The following is a 16,136-nucleotide window of genomic DNA, read 5'->3' on the forward strand; positions in this document are numbered from 1 at the left end:
ATCAACCTCAGGCGATCGCCTTCACAGCGGTCAGCAGCTTGTCCTGGAACGCCTTGGGCAGCGGCACGTAGCCGGCGGCGGCGAGCTGCCCCTGGCCCGTGGTGGCGGCGACGGTGAGGAACGCCTTCACGGCCTTCGCGGTGTCGGCGTCGTAGCCCTTCGAGCAGACGATCTCGTAGGTCGCGAGCAGCAGCGGGTACGCACCGGCGGCCTTCGTGCCGTAGATCGAGTTGAGGTCGAGGACCAGGTCGTTGCCCTCACCCTTGACCTTGGCGCCGTCAATGGCCTTGCCTGCCGACTCCGCGCTCAGCTCGACCGCGCCGGCACCGGCGTCGATCTTGGCGATCGAGAGCTTGTTGTCCTGCGCGAACGACCACTCGACGTAGGTGATCGCACCGTCGATCGAGCCGACGGCCTGCGCGACACCGGCGGACTTCTCCTTGCCCTCGCCGACACCGCCCTTGAACTGCTTGCCGTCACCCTTGGTCCAGCCACCGGCGGCGGTGAGGTACTTCTGGAAGTTGTCGGTGGTGCCCGACTCGTCCGAGCGGTAGATGACCGCGATGTCCTTGTCCGGCAGGTTCGCGGAGCCGTTCAGCGCCTTGATGGCCGGGTCGTTCCACTTCTTGACCGCACCGCTGAAGATCGCGGCGGTGGTCTTGGCGTCCAGCACGAGGCTGTCCACACCGGACACCTTGAAGCCGATCGCGACCGGGCCGAAGACCAGCGGGAGGTTCCACGCCGGGTTGCCCTGGCAGCGCTTGGTGGCGGCCTCGACCTCGGCGCCCGCCTTCAGCGCGGAGTCCGAGCCACCGAAGTCGACCTGGCCCGCGTTGAAGTTCTTGACGCCCGCACCGGAACCGGAGGGGTTGTACGCGAGGTCCGCGCTGGGGCAGGCCGCCTTGTAGGCCTGGACGAACGCGTCGATGGCGTTCTTCTGCGCGGAGGAGCCCTCAGCGTTCAGCTTGGCCTTGCCACCGCACTCGACGGGCGCGGACGCGCCACTGGTCGGCGTGCTGCCGCCCGCCGCCGTGTTGTTGTCACTGCCACACGCACCGAGCAGGAGCGCGCTGGCCGCGACGAGGCCGAGCACGGCGCCGTGCCGCTGGATCTTCACCTTGGTCCTCCACCTTGCGGAAGCATTAGCGGTTTCGCGACGGACGTCGCCGCTCGCTTCGGAAGGTAGGTATCCATGGTGGACAGCCCACCTAGTCGGGGTGAACGGCAGGTGAACACCGAACGGGAAGTAACGGGTCACACGACCGAAAGAGTGACGGCGTGACCAGCGCGTATGCGTTTTGTGACGATCCGTTGACTACCGGCCGTACTGGACGTCGGCGTCCCACAGCGTGAAGCCGAGCTTGGTGTAGACCCGCACCGCCGCCGTGTTGTCCGACTCGACGTACAGCATGACCTCCTTGACCTGCTGTTCCCGCAGGTGCCGCAGGCCCGCGAGGGTCAGCGCCTTGCCGAGCCCACCGCCCTGCCGGTCGGGGTCGACGCCCACCACGTACACCTCGCCCAGCTCGGGCGTGTGCACCTTCGTCCAGTGGAAGCCGGCCAGCCGGTCCTCGGCGTCGAACGCGAGCAGGAAGCCGTTCGGGTCGAACCAGTCCTCGTTCTCCTTGGCGCGCACGTCCTCGATCGACATCGAGCCCTGCTCGGGGTGCCAGTCGAACGCGCGGTGGTTCACGTAGACGACCGCGGCCTCGTCCTTGCCGGGAACGAACGCCCGGATGGTGATCCCGTCGGGCAGCTTCGGCTCCGGCAGGTCGTTGTCGACGCGCAGCCGCATCCGTAAGAGCTCACGGACCTTGCGGAAGCCCAGCTTCGCCGCGAGCTGGTCGGCGTCCGGGTGACCGCCGTGCGCCCAGATCCGCAGCGACTCCTGCGGCAGGGCTTTCACCAACGCCTCGCCGACGCCCTGATGGCGGTGATCAGGGTGCACGGCGAGCTCGGCGACCTTGTGGCCGCCGGAGTCACCGATCATGTCGACGTGCGCGTACCCGGCGAGCCGGTCGTTCAGGTACGCGAGGAGGTGCTTGCTGCCGGTGGCGCCGGGGCGCATCCGCAGTCGCACGGCCTCGCCGACCGGTGCCACGCCGTCGGTGCTCTCCGCAGCCGCCAGCAACTGCCCGACTTCGGCAGCCTGGTCGGTCGTCAGCTCGTCGTACCAGCTCAGTTGCGCCACACAGGCGAACCTACCGCGCGATCACAGCCTCATCCAGGACACGGACCACGTCGTCCACCTCGGTCACCTCGGCCGGACGGCGCGAGGAGCCGGGACGCGGCGGGCGGACGAACTTGTAGCCCACGTTGCGCACGGTGCCGATCAGCGCCTCGTGCTCGGGGCCGAGCTTGGCGCGCAGGCGTCGCACGTGAACGTCGACGGTGCGGGTGCCACCGAAGAAGTCGTAGCCCCAGACCTCCTGCAGCAGCTGCGCGCGGGTGAAGACCCGGCCCGCGTGCTGCGCGAGGTACTTGAGCAGCTCGAACTCCTTGTAGGTGAGGTCGAGCGGGCGGCCCTTGAGGCGCGCGGTGTAGGTGGCCTCGTCGATCACGAGGTCGCCGAGCTGCAGAGCGCCGTCGCCACCGGGCTGGGAGGCACCGCGGCGTGAGCGCACCAGGCGCAGGCGGGCGTCGACCTCGGCGGGGCCGGAGGTCGGCAGCAGGATCTCGTCGACCGACCAGTCGGAGTTGACGGCGACCAGACCGCCCTCGGTGACGACCGCCACCACGGGCACGTCCACGCCGGACGAGTCGAGCAGGCGGCACAGCGAGCGAGCGCCGACCAGATCGGTGCGGGCGTCGACCAGCACGATGTCGTGCGGCCCTGCCTCGAGCAGCGCCGAGACCTCCGGGCGGAGCGGGCGCACGGCGTGCGGAAGCAGCGCCAGCGCGGGCAACACCGCCTCCGGGTCCGGGTCTGTCGTCAGCAGAAGCACGTCGATGCTCATCGCGGCGCCCTCCTAATCGGCCGTGGTCGGTCACCTCGACCAGACCAGCGGCGTACGGTGACCGGGCCCCGTTGCCTGCGGATGACGGAGACAATACCGGTGCACCCCCAGAAATTCCCAGGTCAAGAAGCCGTGCTCACACTTGTTTCCACAAGCGTCACGCCTGTTACATCCATGTCACATGGCGGCGTACGCCTGCACGGCGTGCACCACAAGGGCAAAGGCGACCTCGCTTTCGTCGTAGGACATGGGTTCACGAACAACGTGGCCAAGCCGTACGTCGCTCGGGTGCTCGCCCGATTGGCCGCGCACGGCGGTGTCGTCGCGTTCGACTTCCGCGGCCACGGACGCTCCGAAGGACGGTCCACGGTCGGCGCGGACGAGGTCCACGACATCGAGGCGGCGGTGCTCAAGGCGCGCGAGCTCGGCTACTCGAAGATCGCCACGGTCGGGTTCTCGATGGGCGCGTCGATCGTCATCCGGCACGCCGCACTGGGGGAGACCAGGCCTGATGCCGTCGTCTCCGTGAGTTCTCCCGCCCGGTGGTGGTCACGGGAGACCGCGCCGATGCGACGCGTGCACTGGTTGCTGGAGCAGCCGCACGGCAAGCTCGCGGCCCGTGCGATCGGGGTTCGGCTGGGCGACAGCTGGGTACAACCGCCAGAGAGTCCGCTGGAGGTGGTCTCGCGAATCGCGCCGACCCCGCTGCTGATCGTGCACGGTGACCTGGATCACTATTTCACCCCGGAACACGCCAGGTCACTGCACCGCGCGTCCTCAGGGCATGCCGAGCTGTGGATCGAGCCCGGCATGCGGCACGCGGAATCAGCCGCGACCGCGGACCTGGTAGACCGGATGGCGGCATGGACCGCCGGCAACGTCGAGGACGAGGAATGACTGCGCACACTCCGACCCGCCCGAGGCCGAAGAAGAAGTCGCGGCGTGGCAAGTTCCTCATCGTCACGGTGATCGTGCTCGCCGTGCTGCTCGTGGCGGCCGACTTCGCGCTCGCCGCGGCCGGTGAGTACCAGATCGCCCAGCGCATGCGGGAGAAGCTGCAGCTCAACGAGGACCCGTCGGTGCGCATCAACGGCTTCCCGTTCATGCTGCAGGCGGTCCGCGGCGACTACAAGCACGTGCGGATCGAGGCGTCCGGCGTGCCGATCAAGAACGAGCAGCAGGGCGTCGACCTGCGCGACCTCGACATCGTGGCCGACCTCCGCCACACCCGCGTCGAGCTGGCCGACCTGTTGGCGGGCAACGTCTCCAAGGCGACGATCGACAAGGTCGAGGGCAGCATCAAGATCAAGGCGCTGGACCTGAACCGGCTGGCGAACCAGGTCACGCCGTTCGACAAGCTCTCGATCGAGCCGGACAACCGCGTCGCCACGCCGACGCCGACGGACGTGAACGCTCCCAAGACGACCGCCGCGATCAAGATCTCCGGCCAGACCACCGTCGCGGGCAAGGTCGTCACGGTCGCGGCCTACGGCCAGATCGCCCTGGTCAGCGGCGCCATCCAGATCAACATCGACGACATCGAGCTCGAGGACACCTCGCTCAAGGAGATCATCCCGCAGCTGCGCCAGGCCCTCGCGATCAAGATCGACCCCGGCACGCTCCCGTTCGGCGCGACGCCCACCGCCGTCGAGGTGGAGAGCGGTGCGTTCATCCTCCGCGGCGTGATCACGGATGTACCGTTGGTCCAACGATGACTGGTGTGTGGGCGCTGATGGGCGCGCTGGCCGTGGCCGGCGCGATCGGTGTGCTGCTCAAGGTCAGGGAGGGCCGCATCTCCCGCAAGGAATCCGTCGACCTGCCCGCGCCCGTGCGCGCCCTGCTCGCGCCGGGGGTGACGCTGGTCCAGCTCTCCACGACGTTCTGCGCCCCGTGCCGCCACGCGAAGGTGATCCTGCGCGACCTGGCCGACCGCACCGACGGCCTCACCCACGCCGAACTCGACGTGACGAACCTGCCGGACGTCGCCGCCGCCCTGGGCGTGATGCGCACGCCGACGACCCTGGCCCTGACCGCCGACGGCACCGAGGTGTTGCGAGTCGGTGGCGTGCCGAAACGCGACACGCTCCTGGCCGCTTTGCAGCCACATCTGTCCTAATCCGGTCGAGTGAACCTGCGTTGTTCCACCTGATGGACATGTCTCCCGGACCGAGGGATCCAGTACTACCCTCGCTGGCATGACCATGCTGCTCACGAAGCGACGCGCGGTTGACCTGTGCCGCGTGCGCAGCAGCCTGTGTCGCACGACGAGCTGATTGGGCCGCTTGACGCCCAACAGCTACCTCTGACGGACTGATTTCTCCTCGTCCGAATGTCCGGAGGTCGTCGTGCCGAAAGATGCCCCAGTAGACCCGCGCGGTCCGCGCTTCTCCGCCTGGATGACCACCGTCATCCTGGCCGTCGTCCTGCTCACCGGCTGGTGGCGCCTGCTCGGCGCCCAGACGGTGCTGTTCGCGATGTGCGCGTTCATCTCGCTGAAGCTCAACCCGTGGGGCCACGTCTACCGCTTCGCGATCCAGCCTCGCCTGACCCCGGCCACCGAACGCGAGGAGGCAGCCCCGCTGCGCTTCGCCCAGGGCGTCGGTTTCGTCTTCGCACTGATCGGCACCCTCGGCTACGCCACCGGACTGACCACGCTCGGCATCGTGGCCACCGCCCTCGCACTGGTGGCAGCACTGCTCAACGCCGCGTTGGGCCTGTGCCTCGGCTGCGAGGTCTACCTACTGCTGCGCCGGTACGCACCCGCGCTCGCACGTCCGCAATAAAACACGCACTACTACAGGAGCAACTTCCCATGAGCCGTGAGAACGTGCTGGTCTCGGCCGCCTGGTCCGAGGAGAACCTCCAGACGCCCGGCGTCGTGTTCGCGGAGGTCGACGAGGACACCACCGCGTACGACGGCGGACACATCCCCGGCGCCGTGAAGATCGACTGGAAGACCGAACTCCAGGACCCGATCCGCCGCGACTTCGTCGACCGCGAGGGCTTCGAGAAGCTGCTCTCGGCCAAGGGCATCTCCAACGACGACACCGTCATCCTCTACGGCGGCAACAACAACTGGTTCGCGGCCTACGCCTACTGGTACTTCAAGCTCTACGGCCACCAGGACGTGAAGCTCCTCGACGGCGGCCGCAAGAAGTGGGAGCTCGACGGCCGCCCCCTGGACAAGGAGGAGGTCACCCGTCCCACGACTTCCTACAAGGCCCAGGAGCAGGACCTCAGCATCCGCGCCTTCCGCGACGAGGTCGTCGACGCCATCGGCAACAAGAACCTGGTCGACGTCCGCTCCCCCGACGAGTTCTCCGGCAAGCTCCTCGCCCCGGCCCACCTCCCGCAGGAGCAGGCCCAGCGCGCAGGCCACATCCCCTCGGCCGTCAACGTGCCGTGGAGCAAGGCCGCGAACGAGGACGGCACCTTCAAGTCCAACGACGAACTCCGCGAGATCTACGCCGAGGCAGGCTTCGACGGCTCCCGCAAGACCATCGCCTACTGCCGCATCGGCGAGCGCTCCTCGCACACCTGGTTCGCCCTGCGCGAGCTGCTCGGCCACGAAGACGTCAAGAACTACGACGGTTCTTGGACGGAGTACGGCTCGCTCGTCGGCGTGCCGATCGAACTCGGTTCCGGCAAGGAGGCCTGATTTCTCATGTCCGACTCATGCGGCGCGCCCGTCCAGGGCGGCACCATCGAAGCGTCAACGACCGAAACCGTCCTGCAGGGCAAGGTCCTGGCCGACGGCACCCCGGTAGGCGGCGCCTACGTCCGCCTGCTGGACTCGACGGGCGAGTTCACGGCCGAGGTCGTCTCCTCCCCTGAGGGCGACTTCCGCTTCTTCGCGGCACCGGGCAGCTGGACCGTCCGCGCCCTGCACCGCACCGGCAACGGCCAGGCCGCCGTGTCGGCCGAGGGCCCCGGCATCCACGCGGTGGAGATCGCAGTCGCCTGACGCCACGCAGCAAGCGCAGTGGGTACGACGAAGGCCTCCGGCGGCACACCCCGCCGGGGGCCTTCACATTTCTGGTTTCTCGCGAAGGCGAGCCGACCCGGAGCCGAAGGCGAGGCAACGCGAAGGCGGAGCCGAGCAGTCCTTGGCATACCGGGCCGGTGGGGTGGGTCCCGTCACGCCCCACCCACAACGCAACCACCTACGGACTCGCAACCGGAACCCGCCGACGCAACCGGGGGACGACCCACAAAACCCACACGCACCCCAGAGCAGGCCACGGTGTCCTGCACCACCACAACCCTGCACGTCAGACCACGCGAGATATCCTCTCCCGGTGGAACACATCTTCACCGGACTCCTGGTACTAGTGACGATCGCAGTCATGTGGTTCGCGGGCTACGTCGTCTACCGCCTCTACTCCGACCAGCGATGACGCAGAGCACCCCAGGCACCCCGATCCCAGGCAGCGGCGACGAGGCCATCCGCCTGGCGGAAGAGCGCGCCGCGGCCACCAGAGCCCGCAACCTCCCGCAGTTCACGGACATGCCGATCCCCGGCGACACCGCGAACCTGCGAGAAGGCGCCAACCTGAACGACGCCTTGCTGAGCGTCCTCCCGCTGGTAGGCGTCTGGCGAGGCGAAGGAGAGGTCGTCTACCCGACGATCGACGGCCCGTTCCGCTTCGGCCAGCAGATCACGTTCGCCCACGACGGTCGCCCGTTCCTCATCTACGAGGCGCGCAGCTGGCTGTTGAACGAGGCCGGCGAAGTCATCCGCCCGGCGGCCCGCGAGCAGGGTTTCTGGCGTCCCCAGCCGGACGACACGATCGAGCTGCTGCTCACCCACAACACGGGCATCGTCGAGCTGTACTACGGCAAGCCGCGCACCCAGACGTCGTGGGAGTTCGAGACGGACGCCGTGATCCGCACCGCGAGCGCCAAGGAAGTCACGGCATCGCAGCGCCTGTACGGCATCGTCAACAACGGCGACCTCGCGTACGTCGAGGAGCGGGCGATGGTCGGGCAGAAGATGCAGCCGCACACGTCGGCGCACCTCAAGCGCGTGGTCGGCTGAAAGACACGCGATTCAGGGTCGTGGGATTGTTCAACAATCCCACGATTCCCCGTAACATGTGTCCATGCTGCTGCGGCGCTGCGGAACCGATGCGCTCCTGGTCGAGGTCGACTCGCTGATCGAGGTCGCGGCCGTCCGCGCGGCGCTCCAGGGGCTCGACGGCGTGGAAGAGCTCGTCCCCGCCGCCAGAACGGTGCTGGTCAAGGGCGCTCTCCCGCAGGTCAGGGAGGCCCTCGCCACCGTCGACCTGACCCACGCGCCGGAAACACGCTCCCGCGAGGTCACCATCCCCGTCAGCTACGACGGCCCCGACCTCGACCTCGTCGCCGACACGGCGAACATCACCCCCGACGAGGTCGTCCGGCTCCACACCGGAGCCACCTACGAGGTCGCGTTCTGCGGCTTCGCCCCCGGCTTCGGCTACCTGACCGGCCTGCCGGACGTCCTCCAGCAGCCCAGGCTCGACTCGCCGCGCACGAAGGTGCCGGCGGGCAGCGTCGGCATCGCGGGCGAGTTCACCGCCGCCTACCCCCGAGCCACACCCGGCGGCTGGCGGTTGATCGGCCGCACCGAGATCACGCTCTTCGACCCGGCGGCCGAGACCCCCGCACTGCTGGCGCCCGGCGACAGCGTCAGGTTCGTGGTCGCATGAAGCGCACCATCACGGTCGTCCGCACGGGTCCCCAGGCGCTGATCCAGGACCTCGGCCGACCCGGCCACGCCCACCTCGGCGTACCGCCGTCCGGCGCGGTCGACCCGGACTCCATCAAGCTCGCCAACCGCCTCGTCGGCAACCCGGAGACCGCCGCGGGGCTCGAACTCCTGCTGGGCGGCACGCACATCACGGCAGAAGCGTCCTGCACGGTCGCGGTGACCGGACCGGCGGTGGAAGTCCGGATCGACGGCAAGCTCGCCGACTCACACCAGCCGTTGCATCTCCCCAAGGGCTCCACGCTGGAGATCGGCACCCCGGACACCGGCCTGCGCACCTACCTGGCCGTCTCCGGCGGCATCGACACCCCGCCGGCACTCGGCAGCCGGTCGACCGACCTGCTCTCCGGGATCGGTCCAGAACCCTTGCGGGACCACGACGTTCTCGAACTCGGCACGCCCGCTCCCGCGAACGGCGCAGACGTCGTGCCGCCACTGCGGGCACCGCTGGAACTCGACGTCGCCATCCTGCTCGGCCCGAGGGACGACTGGTTCGACGACGCGGAAACCCAGCTGCGCCAAGGGGTCTGGACGGTGTCCGACCGCAGCAACCGGGTCGGCGTGCGGCTGCGCGGCACGAAGCTGAATCGTCGTGACGGCGAGATTCCCAGCGAGGGCATGATCACCGGCGCGGTGCAGGTGCCGCCGGACGGGCACCCCGTGGTCTTCCTCAACGACCACCCCACGACGGGCGGTTATCCCGTCATCGGTGTCGTCGACCGTGATCACCTGCGGTTTCTCGGCCAGGCGCGGCCGGGGACGACGGTCAGGTTCCGCCCGATGCGGGTCAGCACGACGGGGCCACACCGTTGACGGTAGTGGTCCAGACCAAATACCGTAACCGCCAGGCCGCCGCGGACCTCTACGAACCTGGAGTTCCGCATGCGCCGAATCCCTGCCCTGCTGGCAGTTCTGGTCGCTGTACTGGCCCTGGCCGTGCCCGCACAGGCCGCCACGGGCATCACCGCGACCTTCTCCCGCACCGGTACGAGCGGCAAGTTCGTGGTCGCCAACGCGAGCACGACCGCGCTCAACGGGTGGTCGATCAAGTTCGACCTGCCTGCCGGTGTCACGGTGAGCAACGTCCAGAACGCGACCACGACCCAGGACGGCACGAGAGTGACGCTCACTCCTGCCTTCTACATCAACAACATCCCTGCCGGACGCAGCACCGAGCCCTACAGCCCGACGTTCACGTTGAGCGCCGCGGCCGACCCGACCGCCTGCACGATCAACAACATGGCCTGCGACGGCAGCGGTGATCCCGCGCCGGCACCGACCGGCCTCACCGCCGACTACTCGGTCGCCGGTGGCACGGCCAAGTTCATCGTGCGCAACCACACCACCGCCGCGGTCAGCGACTGGTCGATCGTCTTCACGCTGCCGAACGGCGTGACGGTCGGCAACGGCCAGAACGGCACGATCTCCCAGAGCGGCAACCAGGTCACGCTCACCCCGGCCTACTACAACAAGTCGGTCGCGGCGGGCGGCAGCACCGAGCCGTACAGCCCGACGTTCTCGATCAGCTCGAACGTCGACCCGGTGACGTGCCGGATCAACAACGCGAACTGCGACGGCAGCGCCGACACTCCGCCAAGCGCCCCAACGGGTCTGACGTCACCGACAAAGACCACGCGCACGGTGACGTTGCAGTGGAACGCCTCCACCGCGGGCTCGCTGCCGATCGCCGCCTACGAGATCTACGCGGGCTCAGCCCTGGCGACCAGCAGCACCACGACGTCCGCCGTCGTCACCGGCCTGAACCCGAACACCGCCTACTCGTTCACGGTGAAAGCCAAGGACACCAAGGGAACGCTGAGCTCACCGAGCAGCGCGCTGAGCGTCACGACCAACAACCCGGCCGACGACACGACACCTCCGACCGCACCGGGCAACCTGCGCGCCACGGCGAAGGACGCGGGCAGCATCTCGTTGGCGTGGAACGCATCCACGGACAACCGCGGCGTCGCGAACTACGACGTCTACGTGGGCACGACCGTGAGGATGACCGTTTCCGGCACCACAGCAACCGTTACCGGCCTCGCACCGTCGACGAGCTACACGTTCACGGTCCGGGCACGGGACATCTACGACAACCTGTCCTCGCCGAGCAACGCGCTGACCGAGCGCACGAGCGACATCGTCGGCGGGTACGCCCGTGTCGGGTACTTCGTGCAGTGGGGCATCTACGGGCGGCAGTACTTCGTGAAGGACATGGACGCCGCGAAGCTGACCCACGTCAACTACGCGTTCGGCAACATCGACCCGGTCAACCTGACGTGTCTGCACGGCGTCACGAAGGGCACCACGCCGAACCCGCAGGACCCGAACCAGGGCGACGGCGCGGGTGACGCGGAAGCCGACTACAGCAGGCCGATGAGCGCGGCGCAGTCCGTCGACGGCGTGGCGGACACGGGCTGGGAACCGTTGCGCGGCAACTACAACCAGCTCAAGAAGCTCAAGGTGAAGTACCCGCACCTCAAGGTCCTGATCTCACTCGGCGGCTGGACGTACTCGAAGTACTTCTCCGACGTCGCGGCGACCGACGCGGCGCGCAAGAAGTTCGTGTCGTCGTGCCTGGACATCTACCTCAAGGGCAATCTGCCCGTGTACAACGGCGCTGGCGGCCCCGGCACCGCGGCGGGGATCTTCGACGGCATCGACCTCGACTGGGAGTGGCCGGGCGCCGAGGGACACGCGGGCAACCACTGGGGACCGCAGGACAAGGCGAACAACTCGCTGCTGATCGAGGAGTTCCGTCGTCAGCTCGACGCGCTGGGCGCCACGACCGGCAAGCGCTACCAGCTCACCGCGTTCACCCCCGCCGACCCGGCCAAGATCGCGGCGGGCTGGGAGCTCGGACGGGTCGCGCAGTCGATGGACATCTTCAACGTCCAGGGCTACGACTTCCACGGCGCGGGCAGCGACAACTCGTGGGAGCCCAACAGGACGGGCCACCAGGGCAACCTGCACGCCGACACCGACGACCCGTACTCGTTCCATTTCAGCGTGGAGAACGCGGTCACCGAGTACCTCAACGCCGGTGTGCCGCCACGCAAGATCACCGTCGGGCTCGCGTTCTACGGCCGCGGCTGGCAGAACGTGACGGCAGGCGGCAAGAACGGCGAGTGGCAGGCCGCGGGTGGCGCCGCTCCGGGCCAGTTCGCCGAGGAGGCGGGCACGCGCGGGTACGCGAACCTCGTGGCGAGCGTGCCGAACTGCACCGTCCACCACGACGAACAGGCCGTGGCGACGTACTGCTACAACGGCAACCAGTGGTGGACCTTCGACGACGCCTGGTCGATCCAGCGCAAGGCGGACTGGATCAAGTCGAAGGGTCTGCTAGGCGCGATGATCTGGGAGATGTCCGGTGACCGCGGCCCGTTGATGGCCGCGGTCGACGCCAACTTCCGCTAGTACTCGGACTCGTAGAGGCCCTGCAGCTCGGTGAGCAGGGCCGACGAGTCGGGCAGCTGCTTGCCGTCCAGCACGTTCACCCGCGTGATCTTGCGGACGCTGGACGCGAGGAACACGCCCTCGGCGTCGTAGAGCTCGCCGGTCTGGATCGGCTCCACGAGCACGGTCCAGCCGGCGCGCTCGGCGGCGCGGAACAACGCGTACTGCGTGGTGCCGGGCAGGATGCCGAGCTTCGACGGCGGCGTCACGAGCGTCTTGCCGCGCACCAGGATCACGGTCGAAGTCGGGCCCTCGAGCACGGAACCGTCCGACGTCGTGAAGATGACCTCGGCGGCGCCGCGGCGCTCGGCCTCTCGGATGGCCGCCATGTTGATCGCGTACGACAGCGACTTGGCGCCCAGCAGCAGCCACGGCGCGCGGTCGGCGAGGTCGGCGTCGATGCCCCGGTCCAGCGTCACCGCCGAGAGGCCCTCCGCGCGCTGCTTGAGCACCTTCGCGCCGATCTCCATGCCGAGCGCGAACCCGGTGGGCGTGCCGTCACCGCCGTCGATGCCGCGGGTGTAGACGAGCTTGAGGGCGAACTCGCTGCCGCCCTCCCAGTTGCCGATGACGAGCTCGACCGCGCGCTCGAACTCCGCACGCGGAGGGGGCTGCATGTCGAGCATCGCGGCGGACCGGTCGAGCCGGTCCAGGTGCGGTGTGAGTTCGCGGGGCTTCCCGTCGACCACGAGGATCGTTTCGAACACGCCGTCGCCGCGCATGAGTCCGAGGTCGTCGACGCGGATCTGCGGCGAGTCGGGGTCAGCGAGGGTTCCGTCGAGCAGTGCCAGCACGCGCATGGAACGGAGCCTACTGGCAGCAACTAACATTGCTGACGTGGAGACCGCAAGAGGCCTGCGCAAAACGCTGCACGACCGCGGCATGCGGATGACGCCGCAGCGCCAGCTCGTGCTGGACGCGGTTCGCTCGCTCGAGCACGCGACCCCGGAGCAGATCTGCCAGCGCGTCCAGCAGACGGCGCCGACGGTCAACATCACCACGATCTACCGCACGCTCGACCTGCTCGACCGGCTTGGGCTCGTGCGGCACACGCATCTGGGCCACGGCGCGCCGAGCTACTCGGTCGACGAGCACCAGCACGTGCACCTCGTGTGCCACGTCTGCGGGCGCATCGACGAGATCCCGTGTGAGCTGCTCGACCCGTTGGTCGGAACATTGCGCGAGCGCGACGGGTTCGAACTGGATGCAAGCCATCTCGCGCTGTCCGGCACGTGCCGAGACTGTTTGAAGCAGGAGCAGGAGACCGAGTGATCCTCCCAGGAGCCGTCCCGCCGCCCGACGATTCCACCGACGCAGGCGTTGCCTGGCACTACGGCGACCCGTTCGCCGAGCAACGTTCCGCCGCTCGTTCGGTGGTCGTGGTGGATCGGTCGAACCGCGGGGTGATCGCGGTTCCGGGTGAGGACCGGCTCAAGTGGCTGCACCAGCTGACGAGCCAGCACTTCGAGCAGCTGGGCGAGGGTGCCGCGACCGAGGCGCTGATCCTCGACGCGCAGGGCAGGCTCGAGCACCACATGGTCGTCGCGAACGTCGGCGGCACGGTGTTCCTCGACGTCGAGAAGGTCGACGACCTGCTGGCGTACCTGAAGAAGATGGTCTTCTGGTCGAAGGTCGAACCGCGGGACGCGACGGCCGAGTTCGCGCTGCTGTCGATCGTCGGGCCGGACACGCCCGTGATCCTCGAGAAGCTCGGCATCCCGGTGCCGTCCGGTGTCGACGCGCTCGGCGAGGGCTTCGTGCGCCGCATGTCGTGGCCTGGCCAGGACGCCGTCGACCTGCTGGTCCCACGCGGCGAGCTGGCGCAGTGGTGGCAGCGGATCACGGACGCCGGCGCGCGGCCCGCGGGCAGCTGGGCGTTCGAGGCGCTGCGGGTCGAGTCGCTGCGGCCGCGCCAGGGCGTCGACACCGACGAGCGCACGATCCCGCACGAGGTCAACCTGATCGACCCGGCCGTGCACCTCAGCAAGGGGTGCTACCGCGGCCAGGAGACGGTCGCGAAGGTCCACAACGTGGGACGCCCGCCGCGCCGGATGCTCCTACTCCACCTGGATGGTTCTGCCGACGCCCAGCCGGAGACCGGTGACCCGGTCACCCTGGACGGGAAGACGGTCGGCCGGGTGGGCAGCGTGGCACTGCACCACGAGCTGGGCCCCATCGCGTTGGCACTGGTCAAACGATCCGTACCGATCGAGTCGGACCTGGTCGCCGGTGCACCCGAACGTGAGGTGCAGGCACGGATCGACCCGGACTCGGTGCCGCCGGACACCCCTGGTCTGGGCCGGGAAGCCGTTCGCAACCTGCGGGGTTGAGCCCAGCGGGTCGACCACCAGCCTTTACCTGCGCTTTCGACGTTCAGACGGGTGCATCGCGGTGCCGTCCCCGCGCACTCGTATCGGACGTCTGAGGGCGCGGGGACGGTGCCGCGAGGTGCCGTGTTGAGCGCCGAAAGCGACGGTGAAGGTTGGTGGTCGGCCCGCTACAGTCCGGGGCTATGTCCTTGGGCACGCTCATCACCGTCGCTCCCACCGGAGCGGAACACGCGAAAGCCGACGTCCCGCAGCTTCCAGTGACCCTGGAAGAGCTGGTCGCGACGGCCCAGAGCTGCGAGCAGGTCGGCGCGGCCATGATCCACGTCCACATCCGCGGCGCGGACACCAAGCCGTCGCTGGACCTGGGTCTGCTCAAAGCCACCGTCGAGGCTCTGCGCTCGGAGACCGGCCTGGTCGTCCAGCTGTCGACCGGCGGATCCGTGCACGACCCCGAGTCGGACCGGCTGCGCGTGCTCGAGGCGATGCCGGACTCGGCGTCCTGCACGATGGGCACCGTCAACTTCGGCGACGACGTGTTCATGAACCGCTGGGAGTTCGTCGTCGCGCTGCACAAGGGCATGCAGGAACGCGGCATCGTGCCGGAGTACGAGATCTTCGACATCGGCCAGCTCGCGTCGTTGAAACGTCTGCTGGACCAGCACGGCCTGCCCGCGGGTGGTCATGTGCATGTGGACCTCGTGATGGGAGTGCCCGGCGGCATGCCCGGTGACGCGGCCACGCTGATCGCCGCAGTCAACGCTCTGCCAGACGGGGCAACGTTTTCCGCCACCGGGATCGGCCGTACCACTCTTCCGGTGATGTTCACCGCACTGGGTGCGGGTGGCCATCTCCGAGTGGGTATGGAAGACACCATCAGCTATTCGCGAGGCGTGCCGGTGCGGGACAACGCACAGCTCGTGGCTCGTGCCGCGGGGCTGGCGAAGATCGCGCAACGGCCTGCTTTGACACCGGACGAGGCCCGCAAGCTCCTCGGCGTGCACATTTGAGACAACTTTGGTGCACGGGATGTGTTGGCGGGTGAGGAGGATCTACCGCAGGATGGACACGTGATCGAGGTGCGTCCTGGCGGGCGCCGCCGAATCGACCGGGTGCTCGCCCCCGACTACACGGAGGGCGTCGAGCAGCGCCCGCTCGTCGAGGTGCGCGAACTCCGCGACGAGGCAGCGCAGGAAGAGACCGACCTGTCCTACCTGCGGCGGTTGTTGCACGCGCGGATCGACATCGTGCGCGCGGAACAGGAGCGCCGCAGTTCCGGCGGCTCGGCGGTGGTCGAGCAGCTGGCCACGATCCTCTCCACGAACGCGGTCGGTCCGGCGACCGGCCTCGGCCGGTACCAGACCCATGAGCCGTCACGTGCTGATGCGCATCAACGGCACGTCGAGGCGCTCATCTCCGACGTCGACCTCTCCGACGTGAGCTCGTTGTCCGACACCCGCCTCGGCGAGGTGCTCGAGACGTTCATCTCGGAGGAGGCCTCGGTGTCTGTGCGGCGGCGCGAGGTGCAGGAGGTCGTGGACAAGCTCAACGCCGAGATCGCGTCGCGCTACCAGCGCGGCAGCGCGTCGGTGGACGAGCTGCTGGCAGCCGAGCGCGGACACCACCGTCCCAAGAGGTAAGACAACC

Annotated in this window: 19 protein-coding genes; 15 read left to right on the forward strand and 4 right to left on the reverse strand. The window is 68.5% G+C overall.

Features of this window, described 5'->3' with window-relative positions; all coding sequences use genetic code 11:
- Positions 1–7 precede the first annotated feature (7 nt).
- From pstS to JOD27_RS25395, 3 genes are all read right to left on the reverse strand, one after another.
- Positions 8–1,117, reverse strand: a complete 1,110-nt coding sequence (gene pstS / locus JOD27_RS25385; protein ID WP_204764770.1) for a phosphate ABC transporter substrate-binding protein PstS — start codon at positions 1,115–1,117, stop codon at positions 8–10.
- A 198-nt stretch (positions 1,118–1,315) separates the two neighbouring features.
- The gene (gene mshD, locus JOD27_RS25390; protein ID WP_204764771.1) at positions 1,316–2,191 is read right to left on the reverse strand and encodes a mycothiol synthase; all 876 of its coding nucleotides are present in this window, start codon (positions 2,189–2,191) and stop codon (positions 1,316–1,318) included.
- 10 nt (positions 2,192–2,201) lie between these two features.
- The gene (locus JOD27_RS25395) at positions 2,202–2,957 is read right to left on the reverse strand and encodes a response regulator transcription factor (protein WP_239568725.1); all 756 of its coding nucleotides are present in this window, start codon (positions 2,955–2,957) and stop codon (positions 2,202–2,204) included.
- A 174-nt stretch (positions 2,958–3,131) separates the two neighbouring features.
- On the opposite strand from JOD27_RS25395, the gene JOD27_RS25400 reads away from it, so the two are divergent.
- The 11 genes from JOD27_RS25400 to JOD27_RS25445 all read left to right on the forward strand — a co-directional run bounded on the left by JOD27_RS25400 (position 3,132) and on the right by JOD27_RS25445 (position 12,123).
- Complete coding sequence (locus JOD27_RS25400; RefSeq protein ID WP_239568728.1) at positions 3,132–3,854, forward strand: alpha/beta hydrolase; 723 nt, start codon at positions 3,132–3,134, stop codon at positions 3,852–3,854.
- Entirely contained in the window at positions 3,851–4,672 is an 822-nt protein-coding gene (locus tag JOD27_RS25405; RefSeq protein WP_204764773.1) for an LmeA family phospholipid-binding protein, read from the forward strand. Before JOD27_RS25400 ends, JOD27_RS25405 begins: the two co-directional genes overlap by 4 nt.
- Positions 4,669–5,073, forward strand: a complete 405-nt coding sequence (locus JOD27_RS25410) for a thioredoxin family protein (RefSeq protein ID WP_204764774.1) — start codon at positions 4,669–4,671, stop codon at positions 5,071–5,073. Before JOD27_RS25405 ends, JOD27_RS25410 begins: the two co-directional genes overlap by 4 nt.
- A gap of 85 nt (positions 5,074–5,158) precedes the next feature.
- Entirely contained in the window at positions 5,159–5,230 is a 72-nt protein-coding gene (locus tag JOD27_RS47215; protein ID WP_355300619.1) for a putative leader peptide, read from the forward strand.
- A 72-nt stretch (positions 5,231–5,302) separates the two neighbouring features.
- Positions 5,303–5,740: a DUF4395 domain-containing protein gene (locus JOD27_RS25415; RefSeq protein WP_204764775.1), complete on the forward strand. Its 438-nt coding sequence runs from the start codon at positions 5,303–5,305 to the stop codon at positions 5,738–5,740.
- 29 nt (positions 5,741–5,769) lie between these two features.
- The gene (locus JOD27_RS25420; protein WP_204764776.1) at positions 5,770–6,615 is read left to right on the forward strand and encodes a sulfurtransferase; all 846 of its coding nucleotides are present in this window, start codon (positions 5,770–5,772) and stop codon (positions 6,613–6,615) included.
- 6 nt (positions 6,616–6,621) lie between these two features.
- Positions 6,622–6,921: a DUF1416 domain-containing protein gene (locus JOD27_RS25425; RefSeq protein ID WP_204764777.1), complete on the forward strand. Its 300-nt coding sequence runs from the start codon at positions 6,622–6,624 to the stop codon at positions 6,919–6,921.
- A 429-nt stretch (positions 6,922–7,350) separates the two neighbouring features.
- Positions 7,351–7,995 (forward strand): heme-binding beta-barrel domain-containing protein, encoded by a 645-nt coding sequence (locus JOD27_RS25430; RefSeq protein WP_239568733.1) that lies wholly within the window; start codon positions 7,351–7,353, stop codon positions 7,993–7,995.
- A gap of 64 nt (positions 7,996–8,059) precedes the next feature.
- Positions 8,060–8,647: a 5-oxoprolinase subunit PxpB gene (gene pxpB, locus JOD27_RS25435; RefSeq protein ID WP_204764778.1), complete on the forward strand. Its 588-nt coding sequence runs from the start codon at positions 8,060–8,062 to the stop codon at positions 8,645–8,647.
- Complete coding sequence (locus tag JOD27_RS25440; RefSeq protein WP_204764779.1) at positions 8,644–9,519, forward strand: 5-oxoprolinase subunit C family protein; 876 nt, start codon at positions 8,644–8,646, stop codon at positions 9,517–9,519. The genes pxpB and JOD27_RS25440 overlap by 4 nt, the downstream gene beginning before the upstream one ends.
- A gap of 69 nt (positions 9,520–9,588) precedes the next feature.
- A complete protein-coding gene (locus JOD27_RS25445; protein ID WP_204764780.1) occupies positions 9,589–12,123 on the forward strand; it encodes a glycosyl hydrolase family 18 protein in 2,535 nt (844 codons plus the stop codon).
- Here the strand turns inward: JOD27_RS25445 and JOD27_RS25450 are convergent.
- Positions 12,120–12,962 carry an aminodeoxychorismate lyase gene (locus JOD27_RS25450; protein WP_204764781.1) on the reverse strand — a complete coding sequence of 281 codons (843 nt, stop codon included), beginning with the start codon at positions 12,960–12,962 and terminating at the stop codon, positions 12,120–12,122. The two genes, JOD27_RS25445 and JOD27_RS25450, sit on opposite strands and share 4 nt — an antisense overlap.
- 82 nt (positions 12,963–13,044) lie before the next feature.
- Here JOD27_RS25450 and JOD27_RS25455 point away from each other — a divergent pair, with 82 nt between their 5' ends.
- The 4 genes from JOD27_RS25455 (at position 13,045) to JOD27_RS25470 (ending at position 16,129) form a co-directional block, all read left to right on the forward strand.
- On the forward strand, positions 13,045–13,434 hold the full coding sequence (locus JOD27_RS25455; protein ID WP_239568878.1) for a Fur family transcriptional regulator: 390 nt from the start codon (positions 13,045–13,047) through the stop codon (positions 13,432–13,434).
- Positions 13,431–14,492, forward strand: coding sequence for a CAF17-like 4Fe-4S cluster assembly/insertion protein YgfZ (gene ygfZ / locus JOD27_RS25460; RefSeq protein WP_204764783.1), 1,062 nt, complete (start codon positions 13,431–13,433; stop codon positions 14,490–14,492). Before JOD27_RS25455 ends, ygfZ begins: the two co-directional genes overlap by 4 nt.
- A 182-nt stretch (positions 14,493–14,674) precedes the next feature.
- Entirely contained in the window at positions 14,675–15,499 is an 825-nt protein-coding gene (locus JOD27_RS25465; protein WP_204764784.1) for a beta-keto acid cleavage family enzyme, read from the forward strand.
- A 60-nt stretch (positions 15,500–15,559) separates the two neighbouring features.
- Positions 15,560–16,129, forward strand: a complete 570-nt coding sequence (locus JOD27_RS25470; protein WP_204764785.1) for an RsiG family protein — start codon at positions 15,560–15,562, stop codon at positions 16,127–16,129.
- Positions 16,130–16,136: the final 7 nt, after the last annotated feature.

Source organism: Lentzea nigeriaca (assembly GCF_016907955.1).
GTDB lineage: Bacteria > Actinomycetota > Actinomycetes > Mycobacteriales > Pseudonocardiaceae > Lentzea > Lentzea nigeriaca.

What these genes read in the sequence shown, in the direction of transcription:
- JOD27_RS25395 (WP_239568725.1), bottom strand. Translation starts at nt 2,957, where the DNA reads ATGAGCATCGACGTGCTTCTGCTGACGACAGACCCGGACCCGGAGGCG.
- JOD27_RS25400 (WP_239568728.1), top strand. Translation starts at nt 3,132, where the DNA reads ATGTCACATGGCGGCGTACGCCTGCACGGCGTGCACCACAAGGGCAAA.
- JOD27_RS25405 (WP_204764773.1), top strand. Translation starts at nt 3,851, where the DNA reads ATGACTGCGCACACTCCGACCCGCCCGAGGCCGAAGAAGAAGTCGCGG.
- JOD27_RS25410 (WP_204764774.1), top strand. Translation starts at nt 4,669, where the DNA reads ATGACTGGTGTGTGGGCGCTGATGGGCGCGCTGGCCGTGGCCGGCGCG.
- JOD27_RS25420 (WP_204764776.1), top strand. Translation starts at nt 5,770, where the DNA reads ATGAGCCGTGAGAACGTGCTGGTCTCGGCCGCCTGGTCCGAGGAGAAC.
- JOD27_RS25425 (WP_204764777.1), top strand. Translation starts at nt 6,622, where the DNA reads ATGTCCGACTCATGCGGCGCGCCCGTCCAGGGCGGCACCATCGAAGCG.
- JOD27_RS25430 (WP_239568733.1), top strand. Translation starts at nt 7,351, where the DNA reads ATGACGCAGAGCACCCCAGGCACCCCGATCCCAGGCAGCGGCGACGAG.
- pxpB (WP_204764778.1), top strand. Translation starts at nt 8,060, where the DNA reads ATGCTGCTGCGGCGCTGCGGAACCGATGCGCTCCTGGTCGAGGTCGAC.
- JOD27_RS25440 (WP_204764779.1), top strand. Translation starts at nt 8,644, where the DNA reads ATGAAGCGCACCATCACGGTCGTCCGCACGGGTCCCCAGGCGCTGATC.
- JOD27_RS25445 (WP_204764780.1), top strand. Translation starts at nt 9,589, where the DNA reads ATGCGCCGAATCCCTGCCCTGCTGGCAGTTCTGGTCGCTGTACTGGCC.
- JOD27_RS25450 (WP_204764781.1), bottom strand. Translation starts at nt 12,962, where the DNA reads ATGCGCGTGCTGGCACTGCTCGACGGAACCCTCGCTGACCCCGACTCG.
- JOD27_RS25455 (WP_239568878.1), top strand. Translation starts at nt 13,045, where the DNA reads ATGCGGATGACGCCGCAGCGCCAGCTCGTGCTGGACGCGGTTCGCTCG.
- JOD27_RS25465 (WP_204764784.1), top strand. Translation starts at nt 14,675, where the DNA reads ATGTCCTTGGGCACGCTCATCACCGTCGCTCCCACCGGAGCGGAACAC.